This is a genomic window from Ensifer sp. 22521 (assembly GCF_052044795.1).
Classification (GTDB): domain Bacteria; phylum Pseudomonadota; class Alphaproteobacteria; order Rhizobiales; family Rhizobiaceae; genus Ensifer.
Map to the genome: position 1 here is coordinate 102,743 of NZ_JBQENM010000022.1, position 10,547 is coordinate 113,289.

Sequence of the window (10,547 nt, forward strand, 5' to 3'; positions counted from 1 at the left end):
CGTGATCAAAGAAGATCAAACGCTCAAGATCGCACAAAAAATCTCGAAGAGCGCTCGGTGCGCCTGCAATTCGTCGAGCGCCTTGCCTGGCTTAACGCTTGAGGCTCCAGCCATCGCCCGTTTCAATCCAGCATTGAGGACAGCTACATAGGACGAGCAGTCGCTCAAAGACGACACCGGCGGCACTCTCAGAAGCCAGCTTCTTTTTGATGGCGCACGGCGAGGATTGTCAAAATGTCCCCATCAATACGGTAGCGCGTGATGTATCCGCTATCTCCAAAATCAATGAGCCACTCTCGATATTGATCAGGCAAATCATCAATGAAGCGCCCCATTTTAGGATGTGCGCCAAGGGCTTGCACACCCCTCAGAATGGCTTCACCCACTCGCTTGGCTGCCAATGGGCTTTTGGCCTGCAAGAATTTGCGAAGGCGTTCAAGATCACGAACAGCTGCTGGCGAAAAGACTATTTGTGGCATTCAGGTGCGGCGCTCTCGTCGTCCGTTCCCCACGTGGATAGCCATTTTTCGACCTCGTGCTCAGTGGCATGTAGGCCGGTCGCTTGATACTCCTCCCACGCGTCGAGCGTGGCGTGTCGCAATGTCTCTCGCTTCTCTTCTCGCTCCACGTATTGTGCAATCGCTTCACGCATGATCCAGTGAGAAGACCGGCGGCGGATTTCGGCCAAGTGTTGAACGCGGCCTTTGAGCTCATCATCGAGCTTGAGCGAGGTCGGGGATGCCATGGCAACCCTCCTTAGTTAAAGGTAATACCGGGCGCTAAATATAAGCGCTGTCGTTTCACTTGTCTATGATCCAGCAGGTTTGAACCCGCGTACTTATGCGATCGTTGAAGCACCCTTCCTGTACAGCGAGGATAGCGCGCACAGGGCATCGTAGAAGTGCCTAAGCCGCAATCGGCGTTTCATGCAGATGCCGCCACCGGAGCGAGCCATCCGCTGAAGCTTCCAAAACGACGGTCGAGCGCCTTGCTGTTTCAACCCCGCCCGCATCCGCGTGCGTCTCGCGATAAGTGACGCAGGCTCCGCCCGACCATTCCTGACTGATCTGCATCTCGTCGACCGTGATCCGCAGCCCCGGGCGTTTCCCGTGCAGACGTGCGAACAATTCACCCACGCCCTCTTTTCCGAGAGCCGTCCCTTGCATGGAGATCATGCGAAACCCAGGCGAGAAGCGTTCGAGCAGTTGCACCAGATCGTTGGCGTGGGCCACCCCGGTGAACCAGCGTTCGATCTCAATGTGGAGATCGACAACCTCAGCGAAGAGTTTTTCAGTATCGGCCATGTTCGGCTCCTTGTCGGACGGTTTGAAAGAATGGGTTAGGCGCGCTGACCGGCTCGCGGCAGCCGCAGAACGAAGGGCAGCGGCAACACGATCAGAATGGCAGCGATCACAAAGCAGTAGCGGTAGGGCAGGACGTCGGCCGCGCTGCAACTGGTCGCCAGGAAAAGCCCCAGCAGGCCTCCCAGCGCACTCGCACCGAGCGAGAAACTGAGCTGACGGTTGATGTTCCACAGCGCACTTGCCTCTGCCATCCGTTCCGTCCGAACCGACGAAAAGGCTGCCGTCTGGGCAGTGGACGTGCAAAGGCTTACGCCGAAGCCCATTGCAGCAAAGGACGCGTTCTGGATACCGAACATCCCGGCGAATGGCGTGGCCAGCAGCAGCACGCCGGCGCAGGTGACGATCATGCCGACGAGAAAGAGCGGGCGCGGGCCTTGGGACGCGAGCAGCCGCCGCGTCGACATGATGGCGACGAAGGATGCTGCTGCCCATGGAAGCATGAGCATGCCCGTCTGTGTGGCCGTCAGACCAAGGCGGTCCTGCAAGTACAGGGAAGCGACCAGGTTTACGCCCGTGAAAACGCCCGGCACACACAGGTAGATGATGCTGCCAACTCTGAGCATCGGATCGGAAAGCAGACGTAGATCAAGCAGCGGATTGCGCGAGCGCAACGCATGGCGGACATAGGCAGCGCCCGCGACGATCGCCAACACAAGGACAATTGCGGCACGAACGCCGCTTCCCGTCTGACTAATGAGCGTCAGGCCAAGGGGGAGGCAAAACAGGGTGATGGCGCTCAGCAGGAAGCCGGGAATGTCGAGCGCCGGCTTCGCTTCCGCCAACCGATCGACGGGAGCCCAGGCAAGGGCCAACGCAGCTATCGCCGCTGCCAGTGGCGCAATGCCGACAAATACCCAGCGCCAGGACACATGATCGGCCGCGAGCCCGCCGATGGCTGGTGAAAGTGCCGGCATCAACAGCGCAACCGTCATGACCACGGCCGTCAGATGAGCGCGGTCTTCCGGCGGATAGGCGCGATAGGCCATGCTCTGGCCGACGGGAACGAGCAGTCCTCCGCCGAGACCCTGAACGAGTCGCCAGGCAAGAAGCGTCTTAATCCCGGTGGCTCCGCCTCCGCCGATACCGCCCACCGCCACAATGAGCAGGGAGGCAATGAACACGCGGCGTTCGCCGATCCGGCGCGCAAGCCAGCTCCCCAGCGGAATGGCGACAGTCAGGCCAAGCATGTAGATGGTGCCGACCCAGGCGAGCTGCACGACCGATGCGCTCAACTCGCGTTGCAACGCCGGCAGGGCGGCGTTGAAGATGAACATATTCGCGAGATCGACGGCGAAACCGAGTAGGTAGAGGGTGGCAATTCGGGAGCGGGCGGACAACGGGAAAACCTTCGATGGAAATGACGTCCGCAGGGATATTCCCTTTCATGCCGTCGAATAAGGCGATACAATTAGACATCACCTGTCGTATTTTTTGACCAATTGGAGCGCGTGCCATGGCGGTGAGTCTGGATCGCCTGACTGTTTTCCGAGCGGTCGTGGAAACGGGATCGTTCACAGCGGCTGCCAAGCAACTCAATCAGGCCAGAGCCGCCATCAGTTTCAACCTTAAGCAGCTCGAAAACGAATTGGGCGTCACACTCCTTCATCGCACCACGCGCAGCCTTGCTCTGACCGATGCCGGCGAACGGTTTTATGCGCGCTGCCTGCGCATTCTCACGGAAGCCGATGAGGCGATTGCCGAAGCGCGCATGGAGCAAACGGTGCTGAGCGGCAGCTTGCGGCTGACATCGACTGTTGAATATGGCGTCGCGGTGATCGCTCCGGCCCTTCAGAAATTCACCGCGCTGCATCCAGACCTCGACATCCAATTCGAGGCCTATCCGACGAATGTCGACCTCCTGCGCGATCGCTTCGACGTCGCTATCCGGCTGGGGCGCAACGAGCAATTCCAGACCTCGCCATATGCCGGTGTGCATCTGGGGACGTATCAGATCAGGCTGGTCGCGTCGCCGGACATCATCGCCCGCGTCGAGGAAACTGCTATTGGTACGCCGGAGATGCTGAGCGCGTTGCCGTACATCAGCAATGCCACCGTCGACCGTGTAAAAAGCTGGAAAATGTTCGACGAAGACGGCCGCGAATGCACATTCGAGGTGCCTCGTCAGTCCCGGCTGCTTGTCAACAACGCATCGGTCGTCAAGGCGCTGGCGGTTGCCGGCGCAGGCGTAGCACTTTTGCCTGACTGGTTCGTGGCGCCAGAACTCGCCGAGGGCAAGTTGGCCGACGCCCTGCCGTCCTATCGCTTCCCCGATCACCAGATTTACGCGATGCACCTGCCCATGCAGATGGTCCCGCAGAAAATCCACGCCTGGCTGCGTTTCCTCAGGGATTATGTCCGTCGTTGAACTTCCTGGCACGGCACGGCGGACTTCTGCTCGGGAGGTGTCAGCGCGCCTGATTTCCAACCTCCCCATCACCGTCGCCCTTCTTGAGAGCATGTCGGCGCACCCCATGAAATCGACGACTTTCGGTTCGCCTCAACCGCCGGAGTCGTGTTCAGCGTTGACGCTTGCCGTCAACGCAGCCGAGATAGAGCGCTTAGGTTGCAGCCACGCCTCTGCGCCGGCTGCGCAGTGGCGGCGAGTTGCAATGGCGTTCCTCTCTTGTCACCTCGGCTGGATGCGCCGCAATGACGCTCGAAATCACTAATGTCTTGCGTGATGAATTGCCGCTAAAGTATTGGTTTACAGCAGTCTTTTGATTTCTTTACTTGATCCAGGCCACGTAATCCATGACGATGTGCACGAATGGTTCGCAGCGATTGGCCAGCTCGCCTAGGCGACCTGGCCAATGACCGAAAATGGCGTCATCCGGATTGTGGGCAACCCCAAACATCCCGATGCTCCCGGTTCTCCGTACCTCGTAATGGAGATGATGGGAAAACTGCGGTCGCTCCCCGGCCACAATTTTTGGCCAGAACTCTGCGCCGAGGCAACAACAAACAACGTTGCCAGGCCAAGCACAGCTCCACCGGCCAGTCTGATGAAGTTACGTGCCACAGACATAACGAACCCTCCAGAGGTCAGGTGTTCAGATTCCCATATCGTCGCTTGAGACGTGCGGAGGACTGTGCCTTGGAAACAGACAGGCGGCCCGGCAGAGCCGCCCGTCGTGTTGAGCCTGCCTTCTAGTTACCTGGCTTATTCTTAATTGCGGCGTCGATCTGCTTCTTGACTGCATCAAGATTAAATGAAGCCGGGTCTTGCATAGGCGGATAGTCAATCGCTGTGAGTGCCAGTTTCGCGACCTCCTGCTGGACGCTGACGAACCGCCAGAACTCGCGAGCGAAGAAGTCGTTCATATAGCCCCCGCCGAGGTCATTGAGGCTTTGCTGGCCAATCGATGGTGTCCGCTCGAATGGGTCCTGGCGGATATTCACCATAGTGGGCATGTCTGTTGTGACCTTCCCACCGGGCCAGCCCTGCGGCTGTTGGAAGAACTGGAACTTGAAGTTGTCGATGCGAACCGCCCCCAGAGAAGGGCCGCCGAAGTAGAAAAATTCATGCCGTGCGGATGGGGATTTGCCCATCAGAAGGTCCAACTGATTGTATCCATCAAGGTGATTCTTGTAGGTCCTGTCGCCCAGCTTCACACCCTTGAGCAACTGCTCAGTGATCTCCGTGTTGCCGGCTGCTGCCGCCAGCGTGGGGAACCAATCCAGGGCCGAAAATATGCCGTTCTCGACCGTACCTTGCTTGACCTTGCCGGGCCAGCGGATGATGGCCGGTGCGCGGAAGCCGCCTTCCATTACGGTACCCTTGGTGCCCTTGAACGGGGTCATGCCACCGTCGGGCCAGGTAAACACCTCCGCCCCATTGTCGGTCGTGAAAATGACAATGGTGTTGTCGGTCTCACCCGCATCTTCCACGCATTTCATGAGAGCGCCAACGCTGTCATCAAGCTGTGCCACTCCAGCTTCTTCAAGGCCATAGTTGGTGTCGCTGTTCATGAGGGCTTGGTATTTGGGCGACAGAAAAGTCCAGACGTGCATGCGCGTCGTGTTGTGCCAGACGAAAAACGGCTTGCCGTCGGTCTTGGCTTTGTCCATGAAGTCGCACGAAGTCTTGACCAGCACTTCGTCGAACGTGCCCATGTCGTACTTGGCCTTGGGCATGATGTCATGCATGTTCGGGACGTTGGTCATGTCGGGATACGGCGCCAGGGGCCCCTCGTCGACGATCCGCTGCTTGCCGATCTTGCCCCAACGCGGCTGCTCGGTCGTGTCGTCCGTGTCCGTTGCAAAGCTGTGCACCAAATTGCGCGGCCCCACTTTGTCCCGGTACGATTGGTCATTCGGGAACGAATACCAATAGGGGTCTGACATCGCATCGAGGTGATACAGGTACCCAAAGAACTCATCGAAGCCATGCAGCGTTGGCAGGAACTTGTTCAAATCGCCAAGATGGTTCTTGCCGAACTGGCCGGTGGCGTATCCCTGGGCCTTGAGGACGGCGGCAATCGTTGCGGCCTTGTCCGGCATACCGACGTCTGCGCCCGCTTGTCCGACCGTCGTCAAGCCAGTGCGCAACGGGATTTCACCTGTGATGAAGCTTGCTCGCCCCGCGGTGCAGCTTGCTTCCGCGTAGTAGTCGGTAAATAGCATGCCCTCGGAGGCAAGCTTGTCGAGGTTTGGCGTCTTCCCGGACATGATGCCCCGGTGATAGGCGCCAATGTTGAACCAGCCAACATCATCGCCCATGATGACGACAATGTTGGGTTTTTGCTGATCTTGCGCGGCTGCCGGCATGATTGTTGCTGTCGCAACAAAAGTGGAAGCCAGCAGACCAAACCAGACGTTTTTCATCTTGCTCATGGTCTGGATTCCTCCCTGGCTGCCCGAAAAGGGGCCGGCAGCCTGCGCCCATTTGGAAACGCATCTTGTCGCATATTCGAGTTGTCGCAGGCGGGTCCATTGCTGGTTATCGTCGACACGACGGAGCAGTTTGATGATGCATTCTCCCAGCCGGAAGATGGCTGACGGTGGCCTGACCACGTGCCGATCTTGCACTGATGGATGCGCCGAAGCACGCCGCGAGTCTGCTGTCGTCGAAACTGGAACTACGCCGAGTTCACGCAATTGCTACTTATGCGAAAGCCACTCATCGCATCCCAGCCTAGTCAGGAACGCGCCTTGGCGATATTGTCCTTTGGGGCAGCGCGCACGAGTTGGGCGCGGTATGGATCGATCAGCAATCGCATTGGGCGTGGAAGCCGTACGCAGGGCAGCAAGGTTTTGGCGCGGGGGCCGGATTAAATTTTGAAATAGTTGAACGCCGACGGGCAACCGCCCCGGCCGCATCGTCACCTCCGAAGACATCGATTGAGAATGGCCAAAGGACGTTCAATATGGTTCGTGCATCAACGAAACCATCGAACCCGTTCACCCGGATCGCATCCGCATTTCCTTGCCTTCTGCTTCTCTTGATCGTTGTGATGGCCGAGCCCTTGTCGGCGGAGATCGTGGACCAGGTGCCACGCATCCTCATCCTCTATCCCTATGACGAGAGGATTCTGGCAACGACCATTGCTGGCGAGACCCTGAGACATCGGCTGCTGCAGGCGACGACGGGGAAGGTCGATCTGTTCTCGGAATTTCTCGATCTTTCCAGATTCCCCGAGAAGGTTCACATCGACCGGCTGGCGCGATATCTCAGTGAGAAATACGCCGACCGACGTCCGGAGGTAGTGACTGCGCTTGGTGAGGAGGCAACGGGCTTCATCGTCAAGTACCGGCATGCGGTCGCCCCGGATGCGAAGATCGTGTTCTGCGGCTTCAGCGGCGCGGATGCCGCGAAGTTGAGCCTGCCGAGCGACGTCGTCGGGGCCTTCAACGAGTATGACATCGCAAAAACCCTTCTCATGGCGCGCGGTCTCCAGCCGGATGCCCGCGATCTCGTCATCATCGACGGGTCCTCGGATTTCGACCGCTCCTGGCTTGCGACGGCGCGCGCGGATCTCGCCGGCCCCGCAAGCGGTCTTAAAACGACCTACGTCGAGGATTTGACCATCGATGAATTCGCGGACCGCGCCCCGGAAGGGAGCATTATTCTGGTCCTCACCGTCTTTACCGATCGCAGCGGCCGGAACTTCATTCCGCGTAACGCGCTCGAACGGATGGCCGCCAAGGCGAGCGCTCCGGTCTACGGTCCTTACTCCACGTATATCGGCCATGGTGCCGTCGGCGGTAATACCGTCACCTTCGTGTCGGTCGGAACGGCGGTCGCCGAACTCGCCCTCGACGCAATCGCGGGAAAACCGATCGCCAACGTCAACGTGCCGAAAACCTTTGTCGCCGATGCGAGAGAGTTGACGCGCTGGGGCTTGCCGGAGAGCGGGCTTCCTGCCGGAACCGTCCTGAGCTTCAAGGAGAAGAGCCTCTGGGAGGAATACTGGGCGGCGATCATCGGCATCGTTGCGGCGCTTGCGCTTCAGGGGGTGATCATCACGGTGCTTCTGGTCGAGCGGCGCCGTCGGCTGGCCGCGGAGCAGGAAGCGCGGCTTCGTCTGCTCGAACTCGTGCATCTCAACCAGTCGGCAACGGCGGGAGCCCTCTCGGCATCGATTGCCCATGAACTGAACCAGCCGCTCGGAGCGATCCGCAGCAATGTCGATGCCCTCGAAATCCTGCTTCGGAAAGAGCAGCCGGATCTCGACCTCATCCGGCAGATTCTCGTCGACATCCACGAGGACGACCAGCGCGCCAGCGATATCATCGTTCGACTGCGGGGACTGCTGAAGAAGCGAAGCGAGATCGACTGGCAGGAATTCGACCTGAATGAGGTGGTCAACAGCGCGATCCATATCCTCCACGCCGAGGCGGGACAAAAAAGCATCGTCGTCAGCTCCAGCGACCCGACCCGGGCGCTGCCGGTGCGGGCCGATAAGGTACATCTCCAGCAAGTCATTCTCAACCTCGCCACCAATGCGATGGACGCCATGGTCGATGCGGCGGCGACCGAGCGGAAGCTGGTCTTTCAGACGGCGCTGATCGAGAATTCCGAGGTCGAGCTGTCAATCTCCGATACCGGCCGCGGCATCCCGAGCGACCAGCTCGACCATGTTTTCCATGCGTTCTACACGACCAAGCCGACAGGCACCGGGCTGGGTCTCTCGATCGCCCGCGCGATCATCGAAACCTATGGCGGCAAGATATGGGCGGACAATCGCGCCGACGGCGGCGCCGTGTTTCGTTTCGTCCTGCCGCTTGCTCAGCACGGATGACCCAGTTGGAACCCGTCATTCATATCGTCGACGACGACAAGTCCTATCGCACCGCGCTGGCACGGTTGATGGAGGCATCCGGCTATCGCGTTGTCACCTACGGCTCGGGCGAAGAGCTTTTGGCCCACCTGACGGGCTCCGACCCCGGATGCGTCCTCCTCGACCTGCAGATGCCCGGTCTGAGCGGGCTCGAGTTGCAGCACCGGCTCACCGAGAAAGCGCCGCTGCTGCCGATCGTGTTTCTGTCGGGGCGTGGCGACATCAAGGCGAGCGTCCGGGCGATGAAGGCCGGCGCCGAAGATTTCCTAGAGAAGCCGGCCTCGAGGGAGGCGTTGCTGGAAGCCGTCGAGCGGGCGCTGCTTCGCTCAGTGATACGGCGCGCCGAACACGATCGCGTCCAGGCGCTTCAGGCGCGTCTGCAGGCCCTGACGCCACGCGAGTTCGACGTTTTCGGCCTGATCGTCCGCGGCAAGCTCAATAAGCAGATCGCTTACGATCTCGGTACCTCCGAACGAACCGTCAAGGCGCACCGGCACAACGTCATGGAAAAGCTTGGCGTGCATTCGCTGGCCGAGGCCGTGTCGATCGCGGAGAGACTGGGACTTCTCGACCCGACGGCAAAACCACCTGAAAATGCGCACGGTGCTGTCAGCGGCGCTTCCCCATAGGACAATATCCAGCCTTCGACGTTGGTCATACGATCGTCATCATCGGGGCTGGACATGCCTTTCCGCATGGGCCTCAGAAAGGCATCCGTTGGAAAGCCAACCACGGAAAGTGGCCGTCGTGGACGACGATCCGAGCATGCGCAAGAGCGTCGCGCGGCTGTTGAACGCGCATGGTTTCGCGACGGAAGGATATGCCTCGGCCGAGGCCTTTCTGAACCGCGCCACGTCGAGCGAGATCGGCTGCATCGTGCTCGATGTCCATCTCGGCGGCATATCCGGCGTCGAACTCTGTCACCGGCTGAAGGACGGCGGCTTGATGATAAAGGTCATCTTCATCACCGCCGTCGACGATCAGGCGCTCGAACAGGAGGCGGTCAACGCGGGCTGCGTCGCCTATCTGCACAAGCCGTTCCCGGCCGAATCCCTGATCGACGCCATCAACAGGGCAATGACGATTTCGCCCGACGATTGAATGACGGACCAGCGGAAGCCGCTCCGGAGGAACACTCGCGGACGGCGGTTTCGAAAGGGGAGACGAAACATGAAGTGGCTGGGACCGTGGCGGGCTATGTGCTTTGTATTGGCGATCGGCTTCTGTCTTCGCCGACAACATCGGCCACGGCGACATCGGCGTCTACGGCGGCGGGGAGCTGCGCGGGTCGCCGACGCCGCGCATCGACCAGCTCGCCGCAGAGGCCTGCGGCTGACGCAGTTCCTGGGTCGAGCCATCTGCCCTGGATGATCCTAAGACGCACCGACCTTAGCCGGTCAGTGAAACTTGCAGAGTATCGTGGCCGTCGATCCTACCAGCGGCCGGCAAGTTCAGACGACTTCCCCTAAGGACAATATCGCTCGGTGGAGTTTCGCGTAATCTCAGCTGCGACGAGTTGCTTGAGCAGCCGCGCTTGGTTGCCGCTCCGGTCACCAGCGCAAAACCTAGGAAGGAGCATGACAATGAACCGTATTGCGACTTTTTCTATGATTGCCAGCCTCTCCGCCCTGAGCTTCGTTGGAATCGTGCACGGTCAAGGTGCCGCAATGGACTGGCCCAAAGAGATTGAGCAAACTGTGCGCAGCTACAGCGGCGACAAGATCAATGTCGTCGATGTAAGCACACTTGCGGAGCAGAACCAAACGCGCATGTGGGTCGAGCATGCCACGCCGGAACAACGTGCGGCGCTGCTCGAGGCGGTCAAAGCGAACAAGTCCTTGGCTGAAAAGCTGAAGGCGCAGAACGTCGAGATGGACAACATTGGCGGCGCTGAACAGGCGAC

At 59.6% G+C, this 10,547-nt stretch carries 11 protein-coding genes and 1 pseudogene; 7 read left to right on the plus strand and 5 right to left on the minus strand.

What is annotated here, in order from left to right; all coding sequences use genetic code 11:
* Nucleotides 1-188: 188 nt before the first annotated feature.
* From ACTJKE_RS27320 to ACTJKE_RS27335, 4 genes are all read right to left on the minus strand, one after another.
* On the minus strand, nucleotides 189-479 hold the full coding sequence (locus tag ACTJKE_RS27320) for a type II toxin-antitoxin system RelE/ParE family toxin (protein WP_440661526.1): 291 nt from the start codon (nucleotides 477-479) through the stop codon (nucleotides 189-191).
* Complete coding sequence (locus ACTJKE_RS27325; protein WP_058327862.1) at nucleotides 467-745, minus strand: CopG family ribbon-helix-helix protein; 279 nt, start codon at nucleotides 743-745, stop codon at nucleotides 467-469. The genes ACTJKE_RS27320 and ACTJKE_RS27325 overlap by 13 nt, the downstream gene beginning before the upstream one ends.
* A 160-nt stretch (nucleotides 746-905) precedes the next feature.
* Nucleotides 906-1,304, minus strand: a complete 399-nt coding sequence (locus tag ACTJKE_RS27330) for a DUF4440 domain-containing protein (protein WP_440638527.1) — start codon at nucleotides 1,302-1,304, stop codon at nucleotides 906-908.
* A gap of 35 nt (nucleotides 1,305-1,339) precedes the next feature.
* Entirely contained in the window at nucleotides 1,340-2,701 is a 1,362-nt protein-coding gene (locus ACTJKE_RS27335) for an MFS transporter (RefSeq protein WP_440638525.1), read from the minus strand.
* Between the two features lie 116 nt (nucleotides 2,702-2,817).
* Between ACTJKE_RS27335 and ACTJKE_RS27340 the strand changes: the two genes are divergently transcribed.
* Together ACTJKE_RS27340 and ACTJKE_RS27345 are read left to right on the plus strand one after the other, a co-directional pair.
* On the plus strand, nucleotides 2,818-3,729 hold the full coding sequence (locus ACTJKE_RS27340) for a LysR family transcriptional regulator (protein WP_440661528.1): 912 nt from the start codon (nucleotides 2,818-2,820) through the stop codon (nucleotides 3,727-3,729).
* A 334-nt stretch (nucleotides 3,730-4,063) separates the two neighbouring features.
* A pseudogene (locus ACTJKE_RS27345) lies at nucleotides 4,064-4,303 on the plus strand (TA system VapC family ribonuclease toxin); the annotation flags it as partial.
* 208 nt (nucleotides 4,304-4,511) lie between these two features.
* On the opposite strand, the gene ACTJKE_RS27350 reads toward ACTJKE_RS27345, so the two are convergent.
* Nucleotides 4,512-6,197, minus strand: coding sequence for an arylsulfatase (locus tag ACTJKE_RS27350; protein ID WP_440638521.1), 1,686 nt, complete (start codon nucleotides 6,195-6,197; stop codon nucleotides 4,512-4,514).
* A 533-nt stretch (nucleotides 6,198-6,730) separates the two neighbouring features.
* Here ACTJKE_RS27350 and ACTJKE_RS27355 point away from each other — a divergent pair.
* The 5 genes from ACTJKE_RS27355 to ACTJKE_RS27375 all read left to right on the plus strand — a co-directional run.
* Entirely contained in the window at nucleotides 6,731-8,605 is a 1,875-nt protein-coding gene (locus ACTJKE_RS27355; protein WP_440693020.1) for a sensor histidine kinase, read from the plus strand.
* Nucleotides 8,602-9,273, plus strand: coding sequence for a response regulator transcription factor (locus tag ACTJKE_RS27360; protein ID WP_440661532.1), 672 nt, complete (start codon nucleotides 8,602-8,604; stop codon nucleotides 9,271-9,273). Before ACTJKE_RS27355 ends, ACTJKE_RS27360 begins: the two co-directional genes overlap by 4 nt.
* A gap of 109 nt (nucleotides 9,274-9,382) precedes the next feature.
* Nucleotides 9,383-9,745, plus strand: a complete 363-nt coding sequence (locus tag ACTJKE_RS27365; RefSeq protein ID WP_440661535.1) for a response regulator transcription factor — start codon at nucleotides 9,383-9,385, stop codon at nucleotides 9,743-9,745.
* A gap of 103 nt (nucleotides 9,746-9,848) precedes the next feature.
* Entirely contained in the window at nucleotides 9,849-9,980 is a 132-nt protein-coding gene (locus ACTJKE_RS27370; RefSeq protein WP_440661533.1) for a hypothetical protein, read from the plus strand.
* A gap of 247 nt (nucleotides 9,981-10,227) precedes the next feature.
* A partial coding sequence (locus ACTJKE_RS27375; RefSeq protein ID WP_440693022.1) for a hypothetical protein occupies nucleotides 10,228-10,547 on the plus strand: 320 nt, incomplete at its 3' end.

Bases quoted from the DNA above. Each gene is read 5' to 3' on its own strand.
- ACTJKE_RS27360 (WP_440661532.1), top strand. From the start codon at position 8,602: ATGACCCAGTTGGAACCCGTCATTCATATCGTCGACGACGACAAGTCC.
- ACTJKE_RS27355 (WP_440693020.1), top strand. From the start codon at position 6,731: ATGGTTCGTGCATCAACGAAACCATCGAACCCGTTCACCCGGATCGCA.
- ACTJKE_RS27340 (WP_440661528.1), top strand. From the start codon at position 2,818: ATGGCGGTGAGTCTGGATCGCCTGACTGTTTTCCGAGCGGTCGTGGAA.
- ACTJKE_RS27320 (WP_440661526.1), bottom strand. From the start codon at position 479: ATGCCACAAATAGTCTTTTCGCCAGCAGCTGTTCGTGATCTTGAACGC.
- ACTJKE_RS27330 (WP_440638527.1), bottom strand. From the start codon at position 1,304: ATGGCCGATACTGAAAAACTCTTCGCTGAGGTTGTCGATCTCCACATT.
- ACTJKE_RS27325 (WP_058327862.1), bottom strand. From the start codon at position 745: ATGGCATCCCCGACCTCGCTCAAGCTCGATGATGAGCTCAAAGGCCGC.
- ACTJKE_RS27350 (WP_440638521.1), bottom strand. From the start codon at position 6,197: ATGAGCAAGATGAAAAACGTCTGGTTTGGTCTGCTGGCTTCCACTTTT.